At 31.9% G+C, this 21923-nt stretch carries 29 protein-coding genes and 1 tRNA gene; 12 read left to right on the top strand and 18 right to left on the bottom strand.

Annotation, left to right across the window (positions count from 1 at the left end):
• Window positions 1–141 precede the first annotated feature (141 nt).
• Together BS621_RS07470 and trxB are read left to right on the top strand one after the other, a co-directional pair.
• A complete protein-coding gene (locus tag BS621_RS07470) occupies window positions 142–366 on the top strand; it encodes a hypothetical protein (protein WP_077142369.1) in 225 nt (74 codons plus the stop codon).
• A gap of 79 nt (window positions 367–445) precedes the next feature.
• Window positions 446–1822: a thioredoxin-disulfide reductase gene (trxB, locus tag BS621_RS07465; protein WP_077142368.1), complete on the top strand. Its 1377-nt coding sequence runs from the start codon at window positions 446–448 to the stop codon at window positions 1820–1822.
• Between the two features lie 9 nt (window positions 1823–1831).
• On the opposite strand, the gene infA is transcribed toward trxB, so the two are convergent.
• The 4 genes from infA to petM form a co-directional block, all read right to left on the bottom strand.
• Window positions 1832–2098 (bottom strand): translation initiation factor IF-1, encoded by a 267-nt coding sequence (gene infA, locus BS621_RS07460; protein WP_011863278.1) that lies wholly within the window; start codon window positions 2096–2098, stop codon window positions 1832–1834.
• A gap of 92 nt (window positions 2099–2190) precedes the next feature.
• Window positions 2191–2403: a hypothetical protein gene (locus BS621_RS07455; RefSeq protein ID WP_002807551.1), complete on the bottom strand. Its 213-nt coding sequence runs from the start codon at window positions 2401–2403 to the stop codon at window positions 2191–2193.
• Between the two features lie 56 nt (window positions 2404–2459).
• Window positions 2460–3422: an NAD(P)H-binding protein gene (locus BS621_RS07450; RefSeq protein ID WP_025925426.1), complete on the bottom strand. Its 963-nt coding sequence runs from the start codon at window positions 3420–3422 to the stop codon at window positions 2460–2462.
• Window positions 3423–3479: 57 nt separating this feature from the next.
• A complete protein-coding gene (gene petM / locus BS621_RS07445; protein WP_011132786.1) occupies window positions 3480–3578 on the bottom strand; it encodes a cytochrome b6-f complex subunit PetM in 99 nt (32 codons plus the stop codon).
• A gap of 94 nt (window positions 3579–3672) precedes the next feature.
• Between petM and BS621_RS07440 the strand changes: the two genes are divergently transcribed.
• On the top strand, window positions 3673–4614 hold the full coding sequence (locus tag BS621_RS07440; RefSeq protein WP_077142367.1) for an alpha/beta fold hydrolase: 942 nt from the start codon (window positions 3673–3675) through the stop codon (window positions 4612–4614).
• A gap of 3 nt (window positions 4615–4617) precedes the next feature.
• Window positions 4618–5142, top strand: a complete 525-nt coding sequence (ilvN, locus tag BS621_RS07435; protein ID WP_011818754.1) for an acetolactate synthase small subunit — start codon at window positions 4618–4620, stop codon at window positions 5140–5142.
• On the opposite strand, the gene BS621_RS07430 is transcribed toward ilvN, so the two are convergent.
• Together BS621_RS07430 and BS621_RS07425 are read right to left on the bottom strand one after the other, a co-directional pair.
• A complete protein-coding gene (locus BS621_RS07430) occupies window positions 5139–5744 on the bottom strand; it encodes a peptidylprolyl isomerase (RefSeq protein ID WP_077142366.1) in 606 nt (201 codons plus the stop codon). The two genes, ilvN and BS621_RS07430, sit on opposite strands and share 4 nt — an antisense overlap.
• Window positions 5745–5791: 47 nt before the next feature.
• Complete coding sequence (locus BS621_RS07425) at window positions 5792–6349, bottom strand: photosystem I assembly protein Ycf4 (RefSeq protein WP_011818756.1); 558 nt, start codon at window positions 6347–6349, stop codon at window positions 5792–5794.
• A 183-nt stretch (window positions 6350–6532) separates the two neighbouring features.
• Here BS621_RS07425 and psbD point away from each other — a divergent pair, with 183 nt between their 5' ends.
• Both psbD and psbC read left to right on the top strand, forming a co-directional pair.
• Window positions 6533–7609: a photosystem II D2 protein (photosystem q(a) protein) gene (gene psbD / locus BS621_RS07420; RefSeq protein ID WP_002807316.1), complete on the top strand. Its 1077-nt coding sequence runs from the start codon at window positions 6533–6535 to the stop codon at window positions 7607–7609.
• Window positions 7593–8975 carry a photosystem II reaction center protein CP43 gene (gene psbC, locus BS621_RS07415; RefSeq protein ID WP_011818757.1) on the top strand — a complete coding sequence of 461 codons (1383 nt, stop codon included), beginning with the start codon at window positions 7593–7595 and terminating at the stop codon, window positions 8973–8975. The genes psbD and psbC overlap by 17 nt, the downstream gene beginning before the upstream one ends.
• Before the next feature lie 59 nt (window positions 8976–9034).
• Here the strand turns inward: psbC and BS621_RS07410 are convergent, their stop codons facing one another.
• Complete coding sequence (locus tag BS621_RS07410; protein WP_077142365.1) at window positions 9035–9646, bottom strand: nucleoside triphosphate pyrophosphatase; 612 nt, start codon at window positions 9644–9646, stop codon at window positions 9035–9037.
• Window positions 9647–9712: 66 nt separating this feature from the next.
• Here BS621_RS07410 and BS621_RS07405 point away from each other — a divergent pair, with 66 nt between their 5' ends.
• Together BS621_RS07405 and BS621_RS07400 are read left to right on the top strand one after the other, a co-directional pair.
• On the top strand, window positions 9713–11242 hold the full coding sequence (locus tag BS621_RS07405; RefSeq protein ID WP_077142364.1) for a cobyric acid synthase: 1530 nt from the start codon (window positions 9713–9715) through the stop codon (window positions 11240–11242).
• Window positions 11239–11493, top strand: coding sequence for a 2Fe-2S iron-sulfur cluster binding domain-containing protein (locus BS621_RS07400; protein WP_025891049.1), 255 nt, complete (start codon window positions 11239–11241; stop codon window positions 11491–11493). Before BS621_RS07405 ends, BS621_RS07400 begins: the two co-directional genes overlap by 4 nt.
• 1044 nt (window positions 11494–12537) lie before the next feature.
• Here the strand turns inward: BS621_RS07400 and BS621_RS07390 are convergent.
• The 5 genes from BS621_RS07390 to BS621_RS07375 all read right to left on the bottom strand — a co-directional run bounded on the left by BS621_RS07390 (window position 12538) and on the right by BS621_RS07375 (window position 15476).
• Window positions 12538–12732 carry a hypothetical protein gene (locus tag BS621_RS07390; RefSeq protein WP_025881852.1) on the bottom strand — a complete coding sequence of 65 codons (195 nt, stop codon included), beginning with the start codon at window positions 12730–12732 and terminating at the stop codon, window positions 12538–12540.
• A 257-nt stretch (window positions 12733–12989) separates the two neighbouring features.
• The gene (locus tag BS621_RS07385; RefSeq protein WP_077142363.1) at window positions 12990–13592 is read right to left on the bottom strand and encodes a rhomboid family intramembrane serine protease; all 603 of its coding nucleotides are present in this window, start codon (window positions 13590–13592) and stop codon (window positions 12990–12992) included.
• Between the two features lie 93 nt (window positions 13593–13685).
• A complete protein-coding gene (locus tag BS621_RS09540) occupies window positions 13686–13844 on the bottom strand; it encodes a hypothetical protein (RefSeq protein WP_198025634.1) in 159 nt (52 codons plus the stop codon).
• A gap of 460 nt (window positions 13845–14304) precedes the next feature.
• Window positions 14305–14389, bottom strand: a tRNA-Ser gene (locus BS621_RS07380).
• A 64-nt stretch (window positions 14390–14453) separates the two neighbouring features.
• Window positions 14454–15476, bottom strand: coding sequence for an extracellular solute-binding protein (locus tag BS621_RS07375; protein WP_077142362.1), 1023 nt, complete (start codon window positions 15474–15476; stop codon window positions 14454–14456).
• A gap of 102 nt (window positions 15477–15578) precedes the next feature.
• Between BS621_RS07375 and BS621_RS07370 the strand changes: the two genes are divergently transcribed.
• Window positions 15579–16244 carry a Fe2+-dependent dioxygenase gene (locus BS621_RS07370; protein WP_077142361.1) on the top strand — a complete coding sequence of 222 codons (666 nt, stop codon included), beginning with the start codon at window positions 15579–15581 and terminating at the stop codon, window positions 16242–16244.
• 86 nt (window positions 16245–16330) lie between these two features.
• On the top strand, window positions 16331–16570 hold the full coding sequence (locus tag BS621_RS07365; RefSeq protein ID WP_075506936.1) for a hypothetical protein: 240 nt from the start codon (window positions 16331–16333) through the stop codon (window positions 16568–16570).
• A gap of 95 nt (window positions 16571–16665) precedes the next feature.
• Here BS621_RS07365 and BS621_RS07360 read toward each other — a convergent pair whose 3' ends face one another.
• The 5 genes from BS621_RS07360 to BS621_RS09535 all read right to left on the bottom strand — a co-directional run bounded on the left by BS621_RS07360 (window position 16666) and on the right by BS621_RS09535 (window position 20071).
• Window positions 16666–17991, bottom strand: coding sequence for a carbohydrate porin (locus BS621_RS07360; protein WP_077142360.1), 1326 nt, complete (start codon window positions 17989–17991; stop codon window positions 16666–16668).
• 126 nt (window positions 17992–18117) lie between these two features.
• Window positions 18118–18996: a glycine--tRNA ligase subunit alpha gene (gene glyQ / locus BS621_RS07355; protein WP_077142359.1), complete on the bottom strand. Its 879-nt coding sequence runs from the start codon at window positions 18994–18996 to the stop codon at window positions 18118–18120.
• A 155-nt stretch (window positions 18997–19151) separates the two neighbouring features.
• Window positions 19152–19538 carry a DUF1824 family protein gene (locus tag BS621_RS07350; RefSeq protein WP_077142358.1) on the bottom strand — a complete coding sequence of 129 codons (387 nt, stop codon included), beginning with the start codon at window positions 19536–19538 and terminating at the stop codon, window positions 19152–19154.
• Window positions 19539–19565: 27 nt separating this feature from the next.
• Complete coding sequence (locus BS621_RS07345; RefSeq protein ID WP_077142357.1) at window positions 19566–19898, bottom strand: phenylpyruvate tautomerase MIF-related protein; 333 nt, start codon at window positions 19896–19898, stop codon at window positions 19566–19568.
• 2 nt (window positions 19899–19900) lie between these two features.
• Window positions 19901–20071: a hypothetical protein gene (locus tag BS621_RS09535; RefSeq protein ID WP_198025635.1), complete on the bottom strand. Its 171-nt coding sequence runs from the start codon at window positions 20069–20071 to the stop codon at window positions 19901–19903.
• A gap of 152 nt (window positions 20072–20223) precedes the next feature.
• On the opposite strand from BS621_RS09535, the gene BS621_RS07340 reads away from it, so the two are divergent.
• The gene (locus BS621_RS07340; RefSeq protein WP_077142356.1) at window positions 20224–20862 is read left to right on the top strand and encodes a methyltransferase domain-containing protein; all 639 of its coding nucleotides are present in this window, start codon (window positions 20224–20226) and stop codon (window positions 20860–20862) included.
• Window positions 20863–20971: 109 nt separating this feature from the next.
• Window positions 20972–21217, top strand: a complete 246-nt coding sequence (locus BS621_RS07335; protein WP_002807817.1) for a hypothetical protein — start codon at window positions 20972–20974, stop codon at window positions 21215–21217.
• A 5-nt stretch (window positions 21218–21222) separates the two neighbouring features.
• Here BS621_RS07335 and BS621_RS07330 read toward each other — a convergent pair whose 3' ends face one another.
• A complete protein-coding gene (locus BS621_RS07330) occupies window positions 21223–21876 on the bottom strand; it encodes a DUF3386 domain-containing protein (protein ID WP_077142355.1) in 654 nt (217 codons plus the stop codon).
• Between the last annotated feature and the right edge of the window lie 47 nt (window positions 21877–21923).

Genomic DNA, 21923 nt, shown 5'->3' with positions numbered 1-21923 from the left:
TATTTTCTTTATATTTAACCCAAAAATTGGCTCAAATATAAATTAAAGATTAAATTATTGTTTGGAAGTACAAAGTTGTAACTTATTAGACAATACATAAGTTCTCTAGTGTGTTTATCTATATACAACTTAATGCTTTGAATGGACAATTTCGTTAGAAAAAGGATCGACATAGCGACCTGTTGGGCAACCAATAGAATTTCTGCAATGGATACTCTAGAAAGATATGAAGATAGTTACGCAATTGCAGAAGAATTTAGAGAGTGGATATTACATATTGGAGAAAAGAACGAAAATTTAAAAGATTCTGTTTTAAACTTTCCAAAGGAATTAAAAAAATTATTAGATCAAAAAGTCAACGATTAAGCAATAATTCTATCGAGTGAAATCCGCCCTACATTATTCGGGTTAGTTTATTATTATTAATATTGAAATTAGCAAATAAATGGAAAATAAAGAGAAGATTTCAAACGTAGAAAATGTTGTAATTATAGGTTCGGGACCTGCAGGTTACACAGCTGCAATATATGCTGCACGAGCAAATCTTCAACCATTACTTGTAACAGGATTTAATTCTGGTGGAATTCCTGGTGGGCAATTAATGACTACAACATTTGTTGAAAATTATCCAGGTTTCCCAGATGGAGTACTTGGTCCTGAATTGATGGATCTAATGAAGGCTCAAGCAGAAAGATGGGGCACTAATTTATACGAAAGTGATGTGGTCTCAATTAATACCGATTCACATCCCTTTGAATTAAAAACTTTAGAAGGAACAATAAAATCTAACTCAATTATTATTGCAACTGGAGCAAGTGCAAATAGATTAGGCGTAATTAATGAAGATAAATTCTGGAGTAAAGGAATAAGTGCTTGTGCAATATGTGATGGAGCCACCCCACAATTTAGAGATGAAGAATTAGCTGTTATTGGAGGGGGCGACTCTGCATGTGAAGAAGCAGCATATCTCACAAAGTATGGAAGTAAAGTGCATTTGATTGTTCGATCAGAAAAATTAAGGGCTAGCGCAGCAATGGTTGACAGAGTAAAAGCTAATCCAAAGATAGAAATTCATTGGAATACAAAAGTTGATAAAGTGGATGGCTCTGAATGGCTTGAGAGAATAGAAACTATTCACTCTCAAGAAGGTAAAGGGGAAATCAATATAAAAGGTCTTTTTTACGCGATAGGGCACACACCTAATACAAAATTCTTGGACAACAAAATTGATTTAGATAATAAAGGCTATATTGCTTGCAAATCAGGAAGGCCAGAAACATCTATTGAAGGCATCTTCGCTGCAGGTGACGTTGTTGATTCTGAGTGGAGACAAGGAGTTACCGCTGCAGGAACTGGATGCATGGCAGCATTAGCTACTGAAAGATGGCTAGCCGAGAAAAACTTAGCAAAAACTATAGTCAGAGAAACACCAGAACCAGATAAAAAACTTAATTCATCAGATTTTAATGAAGAAGAAGTTAATGAAGATACTTTCGATTCAAATTCTGAATGGCAAAAGGGCAGTTATGCATTAAGGAAACTTTATCACGAGAGTAAAAAACCTATCTTAGTAATTTTTAGTTCTCCAAGTTGCGGCCCATGTCATGTTTTAAAACCTCAGTTAAAAAGGGTAATTAAAGAACTTGATGGTGCAGTTCTTGGCGTTGAAATAGATATTGATAAAGATCAAGATATTGCAAAACAAGCTGGTATTAATGGCACACCAACAGTTCAACTTTTTAAAGAAAAATTATTAAAAAAACAATGGCAAGGTGTTAAACAAAGAAGTGAGTTTAAAGAAGCGATAAAAAATATTATCTAAAGTAACTTTTTATTTATTATTTCTCTTGGGATTATTTTTATTAGTGGTAGGTTTAGCATTGCCTGCATTCCTCTCTCTATAAGTTATCCTCCCTCTAGAAAGATCATAAGGACTTATCTCAACTAACACTTTGTCTCCAGCTAATAATTTAATTCTAAATTTAGTCAATTTACCTGCAGCTCTACATAAACATTGATGTCCTTCAGGTTGTTCTAAGGTAACCAAATAAAATCCATTCCCCTGCTCTTTTTCTATTACACCTGAAGTTTCAATCATTAATTAATCTTTTACTAAGTACATATTATCAGAAAAAGATTGGCCAAAATTGATTTAAAAAAAATTACACACGTAAAAATATGCAATTCAATTCAAATTGAAAATTTAATTTCATTAATTATTTGAAGTTGTCCATAGTAAAAATTTGCTTTCGCAATTTTTTCAGAATCTTCTAATTGATCAAAAAAAACAAACCCAAGGCTTTCCCATAATGAAGATCCGCAAACATTATTCAATTCATTTTTTGCTTCTTTTGCAAAATTATCTAATTTTCGTTCAAGGTTTTTAGACTTAGAAACAGACATAGGTCAATAATATTTAATATAGTACAAATATACTATCTGATTCTAAAATTGCAATATTAAAAAGGTAATCTCTTTTTTTCTTCAATATTAAGATCTGCTTCCATTTCCCTTAATCTTTTAAGTATTTGTTGATAATACTCCTTTATATAGCTCTCTAGTGAGGTCATATCTTCTTTTTTAACTTCCAATATTTCGTAAGTTTTGCTCATGTCAGCATCTAATGATTCACCACTACTAGTTACTTCAGCAAAAGCCAATCGCTCAGCAACATTTAGAGAATCTTGGAAAAAGGAAACTACTTTTTGAGTAACACTAATAAGGAAGGGGGAAACTCTAAAAATTTTCGCCTTTTTTTCACTAAATTTTTCACATAAAGATATAACTTCATTTGAATCCCATGCTTTGGGACCTACTAATGGCAATGATGTTCTGTGAGTTTTTGGATTATTTACTGCTGCTACAACAACTTTCGCCATATCTTGTGTATTCATATAAGCAATTTTAGTTGGAGTCCCACTCATCCACACTGCTTGACTATCCAAGATTGGGATTGCGAATTGACCAATAACTCCTTGCATAAAAGCTGCACATTTGAAGATTGTATAGTCTAAATCAGATTTTTCAAGAAGTTTTTCAGTGCAAAATTTAATGTCCATTAAAGGAACATTTCTAAACTTTTCTGTTAGGAGGATAGAAAGGAATATTACCCTTTTTACGTTTAAAGATTCGCAAGCATTGAATAAGTTAAGTTTTCCATCCCAATCAATTTCATAAATACTTTTAGGATCATCTGGCCTACTAGTCGCCGCATCAATAACTACTTCAATATCTTGCAATGCATATTCGATATCAGAAGAATTTAATAAATTACCTTTTGTTAGCTCACAACCCCATTCTTGTAGAAAGGAAGCTTTTCTTGGATTTCTTACAAAGCATCTTACTTCATGTCCCTCTTCTATAGCTTGCTTTGCTATTTGTCTACCAAGTGTCCCTGTTGCTCCTACTAAAAGAATCTTCATACTTAAGATTTACTTAACTTTAAGACCATAACTCAAATTGTGATGTATCCGTGAGAATCAGTCTCCCTGAAACTTTAATAACAAAGCACCACCAACTAATCCTATTGGTATCAGTATCCAAAAAACTGCTGCAATACTAAAAATTTCTTTAGCCATAGTAAAATTGAATGATTACTATAATTTACATTCAAAATACAATTATTTGTTAAAAATGTGGATAATTCAAATATCTTGAAAATTTTTTGAATATATGAATAATAATTTTAAAAAAAATATAAACATTCCTAATTACTGGAATTGGAATGGTTTTAAAATTTGTTGGAGTGTTACAGGCGAAGAAAATGAGATTCCAATTATCTTTCTCCATGGATTTGGAGCAAGTCGAAAACATTGGAGAAACAATTTAGAGTATTTTGCAAAAAAGAATTTTGCCTCTTATTCTTTGGATTTAATAGGATTTGGGGATTCAGATCAACCTGGGATTAGACAAATTGGAAAATTAAATAATGAGATTTGGTGTGATCAAGTGAAAGACTTTATTACACAGGTAATAAGACCAAAGAATTCTGGGAAAGTAATTCTTATTGGCAATTCCCTTGGATCACTAGTTGCTTTAACATGTGCTGTTTCATTAGAGGATCAGATTGCAACAGTTATTGCATCGCCTTTACCAGATCAAATTCAAGAAAATAAAAAGTCCATAACAAAAAAATCATCATTTAAGAAATTTCAAGATAGATTCATAACAATATTTTTTTTGTTTTTCCCTTTGGAGTTTATTTTATTTTTAATAACTAAATTAGGGTTTATTAAACTGGGACTAAATTCTGCCTATTTTAAAAAAGATAATATTGATCGCGAACTAATAGATTTGGTTACAAAACCAGTTTTAAGGAGAACTTCAGCTAGAGCATTAAGAGCAATGTGTATTGGAATGTCTTCTAGAGATGAAAAATTTAAAGCTTCTTACCTTTTGAGAAAACTTAGCGCCTCAAAAAAAGTTCCTTTTTTATTAATTTGGGGCGAAAAAGATAATTTCATACCTTTGTTTGTTGGTAAAAAGATTGCAAATTTCCATAGATGGGTAAAATTAAAAATAGTATCCAATTCAGGGCATTGTATCCATGATGAAGACCCTTCAGTATTCAATAGAATTTCTTATGAATGGATTAGAGATTTAAAAACCTTTTAAAATATGAAACATACATTATCAGTTCTTGTAGAAGATGAATCTGGAGCCTTGAGTAGAATCTCAGGTCTCTTCGCCAGAAGGGGGTTCAACATAGATAGCCTTGCAGTAGGACCTGCAGAATCTAAAGGAATTTCAAGATTAACAATGGTAGTAGAGGGTGATGATGAAACTCTTCAACAAATGACTAAGCAACTTAATAAGTTATTTAATGTTCTGGGAGTCGTAGATTTTACTAATCTCGCAGCTGTTGAAAGGGAATTGATGTTACTAAAAGTTTCATCGAAAGAAGATACTAGGAGTAATATCCTTGATATAGTACAAATCTTCCGTGCAAAAGTTGTTGATGTATCAGATATGGCCTTAACTCTCGAGGTAGTTGGAGATCCTGGGAAGTTAGTTGCTCTAGAGAAATTACTCGAGCCATACGGCATCCTTGAAATAGCGAGGACTGGTAAGGTAGCTCTTAAACGCTCTTCAGGAGTTAATACAGAAATGTTGAAAATAAATAAATATTCTCTAGAAATTTAATTAGAAATCTGGACTGCCTTAATGTAGTCTTCTTTATTGATTTTTTCGAGTACGTCTAATCCTTTAATAATCTTTCCAAAAATCGAATATCTTCCATCTAGTTCTGGGATCTTAGTCGTTACGAAAAAAAATTCAGTAGATGAAGACTTATCCTTACCGCTTTTAACCATAGCGATTGATCCACTCTCAAAAGTATTAACTAAATTTACTGTTTCACTAGGATTTTTTACTTGATAGTTATATCTCGGTTTTACTTCTTCTTTGAATTTTATTTCTAAAGGTATTGTTGGACTTATCTTATTCAGGTTTTGTTTTCGTTCTATATAAGATTTATCTTCTGGATTAACGCCGCCATGTATAAATCTTATTTGGGGATAGTTTATTATTTTATAAAATTTTTGATTTACATAAATATTATTTTCAACGTTTTCCAGAAAATTTGATACTGTTACTGGGTTATCTTTGCCAAATAATTTTACCGCAAAATCACCTTTTGAAGTTTTAAAATTAATTACTTTATTACTTTGAATACAACTAAATTTAAGTTTTTGGCAGTAATAATTTGGATCAATCTTACTTTTATAACTACAAGCTTGAACCAACAGCAAAACCTGTATAGAAAATAATGTTATTAAAAAATATTTTTTTTTTATTTTAAGCCCTCCAAATTAACATCTAAAAATTTAGCTAGACGAGCTCCTTCTTCTTCAACCTGAAGCAGTGGTTTTAGTTCACCCGCACCGCTTAAAGGGAGAGGTTTTTTTCTACCTTTTAATACTAGAGCAATTCTTCTTCTAGGATTAAATCCCTCACTTATATCTAACTTAACAGATTTAATTTCATCAAAATTTAATTTAACTTCAACATCTTTAAATAATCCCTTTCTTTTTATTTCTACAGATTTTGAGGATTTATCAAAATAATTACTTCCTGAACCAAAGTTTATGTAAACCAAATACCACAAGTAAAAATTCAATAAATTAGCTATTACTCCGTATGCTCCCATTATTATTCCTTGAGGGATAAACAATAAAGTTGAAGGATTTCCTAAAGGTAATAAATCCCTTCCTGTATAGCTAGATATAGAGGCCAAAAGAAAACCAATACCTCCTATAGTCAACATTCCTCCAATAATGTAATTTGAAATTTTTCTTGATCCACCAATTTTTTGTTCGATTTTATCGAATGACGTGAGGTCTGAATTCATTTTTATCTTTTTTTAGAGCCTAATTCAGATAATTTAACAAACTAAGGGAGTATTCTTACCTAATTTTTAATAAAAAAGTCAGGAAAGCTTTACAAGGCATTTCAGATATACAAATATTTCCCCACATTACTCTCAATCTTTGTTACAGTCTCTGCGTATCCCGAAGCTAAAAAACGATTTCTCATGACGATCGCAGTTGGTAGCGCCCCACAAAGAGGATGGTTTGATGTCCTCGATGATTGGTTGAAGCGCGACCGCTTTGTATTTATTGGTTGGTCCGGATTACTTCTACTTCCTTGTGCATATCTTGCGATAGGTGGTTGGTTCGTCGGAACAACATTTGTTACCTCTTGGTACACACATGGAGTTGCAAGCTCATACCTTGAAGGTTGTAACTTTTTAACAGCAGCTGTAAGCACCCCTGGTGATGCCATGGGACACAGTCTTCTATTTTTATGGGGTCCTGAAGCCCAAGGTAGTTTCGTAAGATGGCTACAGCTTGGTGGACTTTGGAACTTCGTTGCATTACATGGAGTATTTGGCCTAATTGGTTTTATGCTTCGTCAGTTTGAAATTGCTGGCCTTGTTGGAATTAGACCATACAACGCTTTAGCATTCTCAGCAGTAATTGCAGTATTTACAAGTATTTTCCTTATTTATCCTTTAGGACAGCATAGTTGGTTCTTCGCACCTTCATTCGGTGTTGCAGCAATCTTCCGTTACATTCTGTTCATTCAAGGTTTTCACAATATTACTTTAAATCCATTTCACATGATGGGTGTTGCTGGAATTCTTGGTGGTGCTCTACTATGCGCTATTCATGGAGCTACAGTACAAAATACTTTGTATGAAGATACAAGTATTTATACAGATGGTAAGGTTCAAAGTTCAACATTTAGAGCTTTTGACCCTACTCAAGAAGAAGAAACTTATTCAATGATTACAGCGAATAGATTCTGGAGTCAAATCTTCGGTATTGCTTTCTCAAACAAGCGTTTCTTACATTTCTTAATGCTATTTGTACCTGTTATGGGTATGTGGACATCTTCAATAGGTATTGTCGGCTTAGCACTTAACTTAAGAGCTTATGATTTCGTAAGCCAAGAAATCCGTGCGGCAGAAGATCCAGAATTTGAAACTTTCTATACAAAAAATATACTTTTGAACGAAGGTATGCGAGCATGGATGTCTTCTGTGGATCAACCACACGAAAACTTTGTATTCCCTGAGGAGGTTCTTCCACGTGGAAACGCCCTTTAATAATTTATTAAGAGCTCCAAACCAAAGTATTGAGGAAACTGGTTATGCCTGGTACGTAGGTAATGCTAGATTAATCAATTTATCTGGACGTTTATTAGGAGCTCACATTGCTCACTCTGGACTAATAGTCTTTTGGGCGGGAGCAATGATGCTCTTTGAGGTTAATCATTTTACTTTTGATAAACCAATGTGGGAGCAAGGTTTAATCTGTATGCCACACGTTGCAATGTTTGGCTATGGAATAGGCCCAGGTGGTGAAGTTACTGATATCATGCCTTTCTTCCAGGCAGGCGTGGTTCACTTGATAGCTTCCGCTGTACTTGGTTTTGGTGGTATTTACCATTCATTAGCAGGTCCAGAAAAACTTGAAGAAGATTTTCCATTTTTCTCAACCGATTGGAGAGACAAAAATCAAATGACAAATATCCTCGGATATCATTTGATTGTTCTAGGTGTAGGTGCACTAGCATGGTCAGTAAACTGGTGTTTTATTGGCGGTGCATATGACACATGGGCACCTGGTGGTGGTGAAGTCAGACTTGTAAACCCAACCTTAGACCCAAGAGTTATTCTTGGTTATCTATTTAGATCTCCATGGGGAGGAGCTGGTTCAATAATCGGTGTCAACTCCATTGAAGATATTGTTGGTGGACATGTTTACGTGGGTATTACTGCAATTATTGGAGGAATATTCCATATCTTTACCAAACCTTTTGGATGGGCAAGAAGAGCTTTTATCTGGAATGGTGAAGGACTATTAAGTTACGCTCTTGGTGGAATTTGTGTAGCAAGTTTTATTGCTTCAACTTTCATCTGGTTTAACAACACTGCTTACCCTTCAGAGTTTTATGGCCCAACAAATGCTGAAGCTTCACAGGCTCAAAGCTTTACTTTCCTAGTGAGAGATCAAAGAATTGGAGCTAACGTAGGTTCAACAATGGGACCAACAGGTCTAGGTAAGTATCTCATGAGATCTCCTACTGGTGAAATTATATTTGGTGGTGAAACAATGAGATTTTGGGATTTCAGAGGGCCATGGTTAGAGCCTTTAAGAGGACCTAATGGATTGAGCCTTGAGAAAATCCAAAATGATATTCAGCCTTGGCAGGTAAGAAGAGCAGCTGAATATATGACTCATGCTCCAAACGCTTCTATCAACTCTGTTGGTGGAATCATTACAGAGCCTAATGCTGTTAACTTCGTTAACTTAAGACAATGGTTAGCTGCAGCTCAATTCTTCCTAGGATGGTTTACATTCATTGGTCATCTTTGGCATGCTGGACGTGCTAGAGCAGCCGCTGCTGGTTTCGAAAAAGGAATCGACAGAAAGAGTGAACCAGCTCTAGAAATGCCTGATTTAGATTAATTTCTAACTCAACTAAAAAAGCCCTATCTTTGGATAGGGTTTTTTTTTGCTCGATTTTATTATCTACATAAATTTTCTCTAAGCCATGGCAAACTTAATCCCATTACATTACTGAAGCAACCTTCTATTTTTTCTATATATTTACCCCCTATACCTTCTAAGGCAAATCCCCCGGCGCAATATAAAGGTTCATTTGTTTCTACGTAACTCTTAATTTCCCAATCTTCCAAATTAGAAAAATAAACTCTTGAACTTACTGTCTTTTTTATTATTTCAGTGATTTTAAAAATTTTGGAAGTTGAATCAAAATTCCCAATTATTAGAGTATGACCAGTATGTAAAAATCCAAACTCTCCAGACATTTTTTTCCATCTATTAAATGCTTCCTCTTTATTAGATGGTTTTCCATAAGCTTCTCCTTTAAATTCAAAAATTGAATCGCACCCAAGTATTTCCAAAGGACCATAATTAAATTCTTCGGGCAATGATATGTTTTGAATATTTCCAGATATATTATTAGCCTTTTGAAAAGATAATTCCAAAGCTAAATTAAATATATTCTTTTCTTGAATAGTAGTTTCATCAAATTCACTTGATATTTGGATAAATTCGATTTGACAATTTTCTAGTAATTTCTTTCTAGATTGAGAAGCAGAGGCTAGAATTAACACAAATTTTTTAACAAATTATAATTCAATTTAATAATTAATAAATTTTAAAATTAATATAAATTACTAATGGAGTTAGAAGCAAAATTACATGAAATAAAGAAACCAATAATGGTCCTAGGTACTTCCAGTGGAGCAGGTAAATCGTTAACCGTTACTGCTATTTGCAGGATTCTTAAAAATTTAGGAGAAGAACCAATACCTTTTAAAGGACAAAATATGAGTAACAATGCTTGGGTTGATTGGGAAGGTGGAGAGATGGCATATTCACAAGCACTTCAAGCTTTTGCTTGTGGAATTAATCCCTCTGCGGAGATGAATCCCATTTTATTAAAACCACAAGGAAACTCAATAAGCGAGATTATTCACCTTGGCAAAAGCATAGGAACCACAACCGCACAAAATTACTATAAAGATTGGTTTTACCCAGGCTGGGAAGTAATTAAAAAAAGTTTAAAGTCTATTTACGAAGGGAATCCGAATTGCCGTTTAATTATCGAAGGGGCTGGAAGTCCGGTAGAGATGAATTTAATTCATAGAGATCTGACTAATTTAAGAGTTGCTAAGTATTTAAATGCAAATTGCATTTTGGTTACTGATATTGAAAGGGGAGGCGTATTTGCACAAATAATTGGTACTCTTGAATTAATGAAGCCTGAAGAAAAGAAGCTTATTAAGGGAATTATTATAAATAGATTTAGAGGAGACCTTTCATTATTTGAAGATGGGAAGAAATGGATAGAGAGTAAGACTCAAATCCCTGTTATTGGCATTATTCCATGGTTAAATGATTCATTTCCTCCAGAGGATTCTTTAGATTTAATAGAGAAAAAATCACTTTCTAAAAATCCTGAAATCAAAGTTGGAATTATAAAATTACCATCTATTAGTAACTTCTCGGATTTTGATCCCCTAGAAAATGAAGAAACAATATTTATTGAATGGATAAGAAAATCACAAAACCTAAGTAAGTATGACTTCATTATTCTGCCGGGCAGTAAACAAACGATTAAAGATCAAATATTTCTTGAGAATTCTGGATTATCTAAGGATATAAGGGACTATTCAAAAAACAAAGGAAATATTATTGGCATATGTGGAGGTTTACAAATGTTAGGGACTACACTTGAAGATCCTTATTTAAAAGAGGGTTCCAAAAATTATTCTGAACAAAAAATTAAAGGTATTGGATTACTTCCATTAAAAACGACTTTCTTTAAAAAAAAATTAACACGTCAAATCAAATCTAAATCTATATGGCCGTGCCAATCAGAAATTAATGGATTTGAAATTCATAATGGTCAAACTGTATTAAATGACATCCAGAGTTCATTAATGATTAATCCTATTTTTAAAGATTCAGACCTTGGTTGGTACAAAGAAAATAATAAAGGAGGAACTATTGCAGGTACATACATTCATGGGATCTTTGAAAATGACAGTTGGAGAGTTCAATATATTAATTTAATAAGGAAGAGTAAAAATATACCAATATTAAATAAAAAATCAATCTCTTATAAAGAGAAGAGACAACACATTATTGATAATCTTGCGAATGAATTCCATAAACATTTAAATCTCAAATCATTTTTAAGTTGAAAGAAAAAAAAAATATAAAAGTAATATGGCCAAACAATAAAGAAACATTTGTTTCAGATGGTGATGACTGGTTTTATTCTGCTGAAAAAGCAGGATTAGAAATCCCTACTGGCTGCCTCACAGGAAGTTGTGGAGCCTGTGAAATAGATGTAAATGGTGAAACAATTAGGGCTTGTATAAGTGAAATTAAAAATAATAAACAATGTACATTGCGGGTTTCTTTAACTACAGACCCCTTTTGGGAAAAATAAATTTCATTAAACTTTACCTAATTATTAGATAAAGGAAAAAATAGTAAAAAAATGATCCAAAAAATGTGTTTATTAGAATAACTTTCTTTTTAATTTTTGACGAGGCAATAATATAGCTACCCAAAACATGAGGTAAGATTGGGAAAGATCTAATGATTAAAATATAAAAAGATTTGAAAGTAATATTGTCAAAAAATTTATAAAGATTATTTTTTTCTGGTTTTTTTAAAAATAATATATTTCTAGAAAATTTAAATTTAATTTTCCTCAGAATAAGAACTTGAATAACACTTAAAATGGTTAAAGAAGGAGAAAAGAATAAAACATAATTTAACCCAAAAATCTTTATTAAGATAAAATCAAAAATAATTGATAAAGGGAGGCCTAAAAATATAGAAACTATATTTAAAGCAATCAAATATTTGTATTGGATATTATTAAAAAGGGACTCAAGATCATAGGTATATTTAAATATTAGAGCAAGAAAATAAACCCCTAAATAGGTAAAAAATATTTTAAAAATTACTGATTTAAAATTTAGATCTTTTTGATTCATATGAGATGAACATTAATGATGATTATCAAAAACGTAGAGGGCAAATAACATCTTTTCTTACAGGGGAATTATAGAACCAAACAGGAAATATTTAGCAAGTAACTCACTTTATCCACTATCAAATTTAATTTATAGGGAATACTTGAGGAAACACATGAAAGTTAATAGAGGAAATGAATTTGCATAAAAAAAAGACCCATTATTAGGGTCTTTAAAGGTTTTACTAAATCAAGTGTTTCCTTGTTTCCACTGTTTCAGTAAAACCACTCCTTCACACGTATTTAAACTATCTCATTAAATTCTTTTTTGTGGAAGGGCTAAATGGAATGTTGCTTAACTGTCACATGTGCCAGTTTTTCATTTCTGGACATAAAGAAATACCCTAATTCAAAGAAAAGAGAATTTACTTATTAGAGATTAATGTGTGAAGAGTTTCTAATTTGTAAAACTTACTGGGGAAAGATATAAAGTATCTACAATATTGATTACTAATTCTTTTCCCAAAATAGATAAAGATTTGAAAACTGGTTTTTAGTATCTACTATTGCGGTACTTGTTGATATCAACTTCCATCCTGCAGAATTACGTTTTTTCATTATTGCTGCAATTTCGTTTTCTTGTCTTTGAGTATTTGCATTTCCAACTGCGTAATATATATCAAGATCATTTTCTACTTTTGCCATTTTTAAGGTGATGCTTTATTCAGAGTTAATATTACTCAATCTTTCATCGTTACTGGGTAAGATTCGATAGGCTGGTTGTAAATAAGTCTTATATGGTATTACCTTCACCCCAAATTGCGATAGGACTACTGCTTATAAGTATTGGAATAGTAGTTACTTTCGATATCAAAATTGATTAGTTTAGAAGTAAATAATAAAAAAAAGTTGGATATTTGGGTAAATATCTACTTAATTCAATCAATAAAGAATTATCTTATTTAGATCAAGAATAAAAAACACCCTGCAATAAATCCACTTAAATGACCTAACAAACTTACCCCTGGCAAAAATGAAAAAATCAAACCTATAAGGCATATTGTCTTTGACATTTTTTGCACTTCGTAATTAGATTTTAAACCAATTTTTTTGCCTAAAAAGTTACTCTTTCCATAAAAAGACGTTAACAGTAAGAATCCAAATAAAGCATAGATTATTCCACTAAATCCTAAAGAGGCATAATTCGGATAAATATTAAAAAACGATAAGATCTTTTCGTAAAACCAGATAATAAAAAAATTCAAAAAAGAACAAATTAAAATAAATTTCACATAAAAATATCTGCTTTCTATTCCAAGTCTCATCAAAAAATATCTAGTAATGATTATTCCACCAATATTTGATAATAAATGATTTAAATCTGCATGAATTAGGATTGAGGTGAAAATCCTATAAGGTTGATCACTAATTAATTTTGGTACAAAGTAAAAATATTCTTTATCAATAACTCCAATTAAATCTGTAAGTATAAAAACTGAAATTAAAAGAGATGCGCTTAGGATGTATTGCCAATCATATTTAGATATTGAATTATTAATAGTCATATTTTCTTTATTTTTATACTAAAAGAATATCTACTTACTTAGAAGAAAAGACCCTCAAAAGGGCCTTTTTAAATTCTTGAGTTTATATTAGCTTTAGTAAACTTTGCAATGAGAACTTGTTGGGTGGTCTTTGCATTCTTTTTCCCAATAATCTTGTCTTTGATCTTTTGGTAGTTGATAATTAAAATCATGCATTCTCCAAATATCTGAAGTTGCATTTCTTAGGGCAGTGAATGGAGTGGTAAGTCTCATAAAACCTCCTATATCTCTACTCCTTAATTATCCTCTTATTCAACTGAAATTAATAGAGTATTAATACCCGAGTATTAGTGCTTTGCGGTTGTCGCGACTACCCTTTCCAATTCAGTAGGAGTAGTAATAATTCAGGATTCAAAAGCACTTCATCGACTTTATGTACAGAAAAGTGCATAAGACTCGAAGAGGGCAAATAAATGCCCTATTATTCATTTTTAGGACTTCCAGAAACTATAAATTAACGGAGAGGGTAAAATTCAATTTCAAGCAACATATGCAGATACTGGACTATATGGGACTTATTTTTGAGTGATTAATTGCATATCCACCAACACATCCACCAACACAATCAGGCATACACTGGTAAATATTGGACTATATAGGACAAGAAACTTCTTTAAAAACCGATTTTGACTACATTATTGCCCACATAGAACTTTACAGGATGATTATTAAACGGAGAGGGTGGGATTCGAACCCACGAATAGTTTCCTATTAAACGATTTCGAGTCGTTCGCTTTCGACCACTCAGCCACCTCTCCGCCTGCTTATTAAGTATGCACGTAATGAAGAAAAAAATTATGGACTATATAATTATCTTAATTTTCAATCCCACCCTGCGTCTCTCATAAGTTTAATAGCTAAAGAATTTTTTTCTCCAAGATCTTCTACAGTTATTCTATCAGGGGTAAAGTCTCCAAAGTTCTTAACTATTTCATTCTGATTAACTTCCTTCAAAGGATGTTCAAAAGTTGGAGCAGCCAAACCTTTACTTCCTTCAGGAGATGCTAAGAATTCGAGAAGCTTAATCGCTTCGTTTTTATTTGTTGCGTACTTTGCAACTCCACCAGCACTAATGTTTACATGTGCAGGATTAGGTGTAAGAACTGTAGTTCTTTTAGCATATAATGCATCTCTTCTTCCATTTATTCCAGCGAGCATTCTTGCGACATAGTAATGATTAACGACACCAATACCACACTTTCTTTTTGAAACTGCTCTTACTATAGATATATCTCCTGGGAAAAAAGGTTGGGAAACATTAGAAATCATTCCACTTAACCAAGCTTTAGTTTCTGATTCACCTTTATTTAGTATCTGATTAGCGACTAAAGATTGATTATATGGACTTTTTCTATTTCTTAAACATACTTTCCCTTTTAAAGAAGGGTCAGCCAAATCAGTGTAATCATTGATCTTGCTAACATCAACAACTTTTGGATTGGCGACCATAACTCTTACTCTTCTTGTTAATGCATACCATTCCTTATTTGGATCTTTTAATCCAACAGGTACATCATTTTCTAAATTAGAAGAATTTATTGGTTGAAGTAATCCAGCTTTGGCTGCATTAGTGATTCTTGCGGCATCTACTAGCAATATTAAATCAGCTTGAGAATTTTTTCCTTCTCTTTTTAACCTTTCGATTAAAGATATACCAGCAGCCTCGATGAGTCGAACTTTTATACCAGTTTCTTCAGCAAATTTTTTGTAAACACTTCTATCTGTGTTGTAATGTCTACCAGAATAAACTTTGACTTCTTTTTCTGTTGAATTAGCAGGTATATTAATGTTTAGCAAAAATGTACATGTTAATACTGAGTTAAGTAGTTTTTTTAGATTTTGCACTTTTTCGAAATAGTATCTATGGTTACTTTATATCTATCTCCATAGCAAGGCCTCACAAAGAGAATTTCTATACATTGATTTGTATCATTTTTTATATCAAGTATGAATTATTTAACTCATAAACTATTGAATTCTGAAGAATTAGAAATCCTCAGAAAAAATTTAGCAAAAGATTCACTAGAATGGGAAGATGGCAAATTAACTGCCGGAAAGCATGCCGCTAAAGGAAAAAATAATTTACAACTGACAAGAGATTCAGATTTATCAATAAAGTTTTCTGGATTGATTACAAAAAAAATCCTTAGTAATGAACTAATCAAGAGCTTTGCTTTACCAAAAAAAATTCATGGAACAATCTTTTCAAAATCTACAAGTGGGATGAAATATGGACGTCATATTGATAATGCTTATATGTCGTCTGGAAGAGCAGATTTATCTTTTACAGTATTTTTAAATTGTAAAAAAAAATATGAAGGCGGTGCTTTATCAATAGAGGGGTTAAACTCAGAAGAAAAATTTAAACTTGATGCAGGTGAGATAATAATTTATCCAAGTACATATTTACATTCAGTAGAAAAAGTTATTGATGGTGAGAGATTAGTATTTATTGGTTGGATTGAAAGCTATGTAAAAAGCATTGAAGAAAGAGAATATTTGTTTGATCTAGATGCTGCGGCAAGATCATTACTTTCTAAATATGGCAGATCAGAAGAAGTTGATCTAATTTATAAATCATATTCGAATTTCTTAAGAAGACTAGGCAATTAAATAAGCAATTCAACAAGCATCATTTTATACATCGATTAGAAAGATTAGCCCAAACTATTTATTATGTACACAGAAAGATTAATTAAATGAACAAAAAAACTTCCATTGCATTATTCTTAGCAACAACTAGTGTAGTAGCTCTGACCTCTACTGGAAGCTCAAGCTTAAAAGCAGAAGAAAGTGACTTAGGAGGACTTAAAGAATGGAATACAGATATGCCTATAGAAGCTGATTTCATTCTTGATGAACAAGCTCAAAAATTGGCGGATGAAGCAGCAAAAGCAAGTGTATGTGTTCCTATTGGAGAAGGAGAAAATTGTTGGTAAACTGTAAACCATTCTAGAATTATAGATTACGAATTTTTAAAAGAAAAAAGGGGCATTTAAGTGCCCCTTTTTATATTAAGTCTAGAACCTAGAATTTAGAATTTAAACTTAGTAGTTACTGCTGCTCCAAAGATATCTTGATCAGTTGAACTTTGGATATCAGTTCCACCGAATACAGCAGGAATCACTGTTATTGAATCATTTGGCTTGAAGGAGTAACTTACTTCCCATAAGAATGGACTTAGGCCTGCATCATCAGCAGCTGCACCATTAGCTGTTTCATCAACCTTTAATGGCTGACCAAAACCTATTCCGATGTAATCAGAGTCTTGGAACATATCAGGCCAACCTAAACCAACAAAGTAACTACTTGCTTCTTTAACACTGTTACCTGTTTGCCCTTCCAGATTGATAATATCGTAACCAACAGAGATTTCAGGCATCGCACTTCCTGATTCTTCTGGCCTCCAGTATGCTCTTGCAGCATAAGCTGTAGCATTAGAGTCTTCCTCAACAGCTACTGCAGCGTCAGTTGCGTAGTAACTAAATGAAGACCAATCTTCATGTTGCTGAGACAATGAAAGAGAGACATGATACTGATCTTGTGTATAAGCGAGCATTGTATCCCATTTATGCTCATCTTCATTGGTTAATAAACCAGATGAACTTTTTGCTCCTTTAGAAACTAAATTAGAACTAAAAGCGAATCCATTATCCCCAACATATTTAACACCACCTCCAGTAGCTGTACTTGCACCGAATGCACCACTAAGACTACCTAACTTGAAAGCCTTATGAAATCCTGGTCTATAAATTGAGACAGGTGCGGCGTACATATAGTAGTTTTCAATCTTTGGACCAATTGTTGCTGTCCATTTTTCACTACTACCAATTGGCGTTGTATACCAGATTTTATCAACTTTAAAATCGTCAACACCACCTGAATAGGTATCTGTATGATAGAAAGCAGTCTTTTCGTAGAAAGATCCGCCGGTGACCTTACCATTACCAGTTCTTAGACGAACATAAAGATTATCGTCACCTGTAAAACTTGTATTTAAGTTCATGGTGTAGGTATACATCGTCTGCAGATTCTCTGTTGCAGATGAATTCACCTTAGTAGCACCATCTATTGCTGTAGCAGCAAAAACAGCACTACCATCAAGTGTAGTTGTGTCAGAAAAGCTGCCAGCTTCTAATCCATTTTGTTGAACTTCTGAACCGTCAACAGGACCATTAAGATTTGCAATTTCGTCACTAACTTCGTTAATAAACGTTTTGCTATTAAATTTTTTTGAAGATTTGCTGCTACGTACGTAGTCATTCATTTCTTCAATACTAATATCGGATGCTTGTGCAACAACTGGAGTCAATAAACTCAAAGAAGCACCTGCAACCAACATTTGTTGGAAGAGTTTCATTTTACCTCACACTAAAAATACCCATAGAAATGGGTATTTGAATTTTATCGGAGACACGCTTTTGGGGTAGGCATAATAGATTCAACTTCAAGTAACAAATGTTACTTAATTTTGAACTTGAGATAGTTATTTAAAAGTGTTTTTTATTAAGGGAAAATTCAAACCATTTCTTTCTTCCATCCAAGAGGATGCAACTTCTCTTGCTAACTTTCTTATTTTTTCTATATATTGGGCACGATCAGTTACGGATATTACGCCTCTGGCATCAAGCAAATTAAAGGTGTGACTACACTTTAAAACATAATCAAGTGCAGGGTAAGTAAGCTTCTTTTCAATTAATGAATTTGCTTCATCTTGATATATCTCAAATAATTTCCTGAGATTTTCAGGATTAGATTCAGAGAAATTATATGAACATTGACCTTTTTCAAATTGAAGCCAAATATCGCTATATTTCAGATCTTTGTTCCAATTTAAGTCCCAGATACTTTCTTTATCCTGCAAAAACATTGCAATTCTCTCTAAACCATATGTAATTTCAATTGGTATTGGTTGACAATCAACTCCCCCGCATTGTTGAAAATAAGTAAATTGAGTAACTTCCATTCCGTCTAGCCATACTTCCCAACCTACGCCCCATGCTCCAAGAGTTGGCGACTCCCAATTATCTTCAACAAATCTTATGTCATGATTTTTAGGCTTTATTCCAAGAGATTCCAGAGATTTCAAATATTTTTCTTGAATCCCATCTGGGGAAGGCTTAATTATTACTTGATATTGAAAATAATGTTGTGCACGATTAGGGTTATCACCAAATCTTCCGTCTGTGGGTCTTCTACATGGCTCAGCATATGCAACAGACCAAGGTTCGGGTCCTATTGCCCTCAAAAAAGTATGAGGACTCATTGTACCAGCACCCTTTTCAGTATCGTATGGCTGCATAATTAAACAACCCTCTTTGGACCAAAAATTATTTAAATTTTGAATTATATCCTGAAAAAACATCAAATTTTAAGAAGTTTAGAATTTAGATCAATGCCATAAAACATAATAACAAAGCTTAAAACAAAAAATATTTTTAACTCTAATTTCTGAGTAGCATTATCTTGTATTTGGATAGCATAAAACTTAATCCAATATAAACATAAATTAGAAATTAATCATGAAAAAAAATCTAATGGCAAAGGTCCAAAAGTATTAGATTCTTCTGCATCTTCATCATATTGGCAAGTTATTAAAATTCCTTCTCCCAGACCATTCTCAGATCTAACAAAAACATTACCAGTTTTTTGGTTACCTTTTAAAAAAACACATCCATCAGCATGAAGCGAATCTAAATTACCAAATTTTATTGAGGAACATTTATTAGAAATTGATTTCAGTGCTTCAATAGCTTTGGCATCAGAAGGTGCCATTATTCCTATTGTTATCCAATCGGCATTATAAATATTAGTTTGTAATTCTACTAATAGTTTTTTTTCTTGACTATTGCTTAAATGAGGAGCAGTTCTAAGACTGTTTAAATCAGCTAATTTATTTATTTCCATTAAATTAGTACCTAAAATAATAAATTTTTAACCAAAGGTTTTTCCATTCCAAGCCCATAATGAAGCGGGAACATCCTCGAAAGAAATATAAATTTTATCTATTGGAATTCCAATTTTTTCATAAACAAAATTAGATATTTGCTTTGCCATCTCTGAAGGATTTAAAGAGCCTATTGACTTAATTTCTAAAAAGCAACAAGGTCTTTCATCATCAAAATACATATCTAAATTATCATCTAACTTAGCCATAACAAATCTTTTTGATTTCTTTGTTAAAGACGCGACTAATATTGAAATTTCTTCAAGTAATTTTTTCTTATCCTCTATTTTTGCTGAAGTAGAAACATTAATAAAAGGCATATTTATGCAGCTAAATTATCTTTTTGAAAATCATTTTGTAGATTAAAAGTTTTATTTTTTAAAACTTTTTTTGATGAAAGATATGCCATATCGTATTGACTTATTCCGTTTTTATAGGGATTGAAAAGGGCATTTTTAGATCTACTTTTTTTGCTCCTTTTGAATTCAATCATCTTAACAAAATTATTAATTATTAATTTAACTTTTTTTTAATAGATGTCTAGCTTTTTTAAAAATCTTTAATTAATTAAATGCAAAATATATTTCTAAATCACAATATGAAAATCTATTTACTAAATTTGAATTACATCACTTAATAATTGTTTTGGAAGTTTTAAATAATTATCAAAGAAAAAAACTCGATGAGAGTAATGATGAAGAATTTTATTCTGATCCAAAATTTGTTTATCATCTAGATGCTAACTTCCGGAAAAATCTATCAGATTTATATGAAAAAGAAATTGATAATTATTCAACCGTTCTTGATTTAATGTCTAGTTGGGATAGTTATTTACCTAAAGGGAAAAAATATAAAAAAGTTATTGGGCATGGTTTAAACAAACAAGAACTTGAAAAAAACAAAATTTTTGATTCTTTTTGGATACAAAATTTTAATTTAAGTCAACAAATTCCTCTAGATAAAGAAAGCGTTGATTATTGCTTGATGGTTGCAGCATGGCAATATTTACAATATCCAGAGAATTTAACCAAAGAAATTGCAAGAATATTGAGTAGAAATGGCAAGATTATTATTGCTTTTTCAAACAGAGCATTTTGGCATAAAGCTCCAAATATATGGTATTCATCTACTGAAGAACAGAGGGTTAAATATGTAAGAAAAGTATTAATCTCGAACGGATTTAATGAGCCAAAAATTATTAAAAAGTTTACTGAACCAGCACTTAATATCCTTAATTTTTTAAATAAAGATCCATTTTATTGTTTAATTGCAACCAAAGAGTAAATTTTTAGTCGCATAGTATTAAACTACAACTTTATGAAAAAGTTATAAACTATTTTTCATAGCCATACTTTTAAATTTTTACTAATATTGGGTAGATAAAATTAATCATATGGGTTCTAAAAGAGAAAAATATCCTGAAAAATGTCCTTGGGATCTTGGCCCTAATCAACATTTAGCAAAAGAAGAAAACTGGACTTTAAGATTAGGAGAAGCAAATGTATGCTTTAGCAAAAATAAATTAGACAATAATTATTTTCATGTAATTAGTAATGAAAATGAAGAGCAAATTCTAGCTTTTAGAGCAAGACTGTTATATCAAAAACTACTTGATAAAGGGTTTAGATTAGTTGAATAAAAAACCTAATTTAATAAGCATAGACTCTCGAAAATAAACTTTTGTGTTTCTTCTTCTTTATCTTGGTTTATGTATTTTATTGTCCTCGAATTTAATATCCAATAATCGTCTTTACCCATATTTAGAAATTCATCCTCGTATTCCAATTTTTGAGAATTTGTCTCAAGCGTATCTGGATTAATTTGTTGACTACTGTATTTTTTACTAAGGGAACCTGTTCCTGTATCTAAAAATTCTTCTACAAAAATTTCTATTATTGTCCCATGAATTTTTCTGTAGACCATATTAATACAGTTATTTTTAACTCTATATTTATCACCTTGATTTTTACCTGAAACACTCATTTCAATCCCACTTTCAGAATTTTTAAGTAGATTAAAATTATTTTCTGAGTGCACTGATTCAAATTCTCTCTTTACCCTATGAATACACACTTCAAATAACTGAGAGGCAATACTTTTAACAACTTTCTCATCTTCTATATTTTGAATATTTGGTTTAAAGTCTTTACCTAAGACGAAATCACCTTTTTGAATATTATTGTTAGTCAAGAAAATACATTTACCTTGGTAACCATGAAAATCATTCTTCCAGGTGTAACGATTTTCATAAGCCTTTTTAAAAATCTCTTTGCAATTAATTTCTTTTAGATTATTCATTAATTTTTTAAATAAGTTAAATAATTCTACAAAAAAAACCTCCCCTG

It is taken from the genome of Prochlorococcus sp. RS04, assembly GCF_001989455.1.
In the GTDB taxonomy this organism is placed as follows: Bacteria; Cyanobacteriota; Cyanobacteriia; order PCC-6307; family Cyanobiaceae; genus Prochlorococcus_A.
Note: the sequence above shows the minus strand (reverse complement) of the source record. Positions and strands in the feature narration are given on the sequence as shown.

Coding starts and splice junctions, on each gene's coding strand:
- BS621_RS07470 (WP_077142369.1), top strand. CDS start 142: ATGGACAATTTCGTTAGAAAAAGGATCGACATAGCGACCTGTTGGGCA.
- trxB (WP_077142368.1), top strand. CDS start 446: ATGGAAAATAAAGAGAAGATTTCAAACGTAGAAAATGTTGTAATTATA.
- infA (WP_011863278.1), bottom strand. CDS start 2,098: ATGATTGAAACTTCAGGTGTAATAGAAAAAGAGCAGGGGAATGGATTT.
- BS621_RS07455 (WP_002807551.1), bottom strand. CDS start 2,403: ATGTCTGTTTCTAAGTCTAAAAACCTTGAACGAAAATTAGATAATTTT.
- BS621_RS07450 (WP_025925426.1), bottom strand. CDS start 3,422: ATGAAGATTCTTTTAGTAGGAGCAACAGGGACACTTGGTAGACAAATA.
- petM (WP_011132786.1), bottom strand. CDS start 3,578: ATGGCTAAAGAAATTTTTAGTATTGCAGCAGTTTTTTGGATACTGATA.
- BS621_RS07440 (WP_077142367.1), top strand. CDS start 3,673: ATGAATAATAATTTTAAAAAAAATATAAACATTCCTAATTACTGGAAT.
- ilvN (WP_011818754.1), top strand. CDS start 4,618: ATGAAACATACATTATCAGTTCTTGTAGAAGATGAATCTGGAGCCTTG.
- BS621_RS07425 (WP_011818756.1), bottom strand. CDS start 6,349: ATGAATTCAGACCTCACGTCATTCGATAAAATCGAACAAAAAATTGGT.
- psbD (WP_002807316.1), top strand. CDS start 6,533: ATGACGATCGCAGTTGGTAGCGCCCCACAAAGAGGATGGTTTGATGTC.
- BS621_RS07405 (WP_077142364.1), top strand. CDS start 9,713: ATGGAGTTAGAAGCAAAATTACATGAAATAAAGAAACCAATAATGGTC.
- BS621_RS07390 (WP_025881852.1), bottom strand. CDS start 12,732: ATGGCAAAAGTAGAAAATGATCTTGATATATATTACGCAGTTGGAAAT.
- BS621_RS07385 (WP_077142363.1), bottom strand. CDS start 13,592: ATGACTATTAATAATTCAATATCTAAATATGATTGGCAATACATCCTA.
- BS621_RS09540 (WP_198025634.1), bottom strand. CDS start 13,844: ATGAGACTTACCACTCCATTCACTGCCCTAAGAAATGCAACTTCAGAT.
- BS621_RS07370 (WP_077142361.1), top strand. CDS start 15,579: ATGAATTATTTAACTCATAAACTATTGAATTCTGAAGAATTAGAAATC.
- BS621_RS07365 (WP_075506936.1), top strand. CDS start 16,331: ATGAACAAAAAAACTTCCATTGCATTATTCTTAGCAACAACTAGTGTA.
- BS621_RS07360 (WP_077142360.1), bottom strand. CDS start 17,991: ATGAAACTCTTCCAACAAATGTTGGTTGCAGGTGCTTCTTTGAGTTTA.
- glyQ (WP_077142359.1), bottom strand. CDS start 18,996: ATGTTTTTTCAGGATATAATTCAAAATTTAAATAATTTTTGGTCCAAA.
- BS621_RS07350 (WP_077142358.1), bottom strand. CDS start 19,538: ATGGAAATAAATAAATTAGCTGATTTAAACAGTCTTAGAACTGCTCCT.
- BS621_RS07345 (WP_077142357.1), bottom strand. CDS start 19,898: ATGCCTTTTATTAATGTTTCTACTTCAGCAAAAATAGAGGATAAGAAA.
- BS621_RS09535 (WP_198025635.1), bottom strand. CDS start 20,071: ATGATTGAATTCAAAAGGAGCAAAAAAAGTAGATCTAAAAATGCCCTT.
- BS621_RS07335 (WP_002807817.1), top strand. CDS start 20,972: ATGGGTTCTAAAAGAGAAAAATATCCTGAAAAATGTCCTTGGGATCTT.
- BS621_RS07330 (WP_077142355.1), bottom strand. CDS start 21,876: ATGAATAATCTAAAAGAAATTAATTGCAAAGAGATTTTTAAAAAGGCT.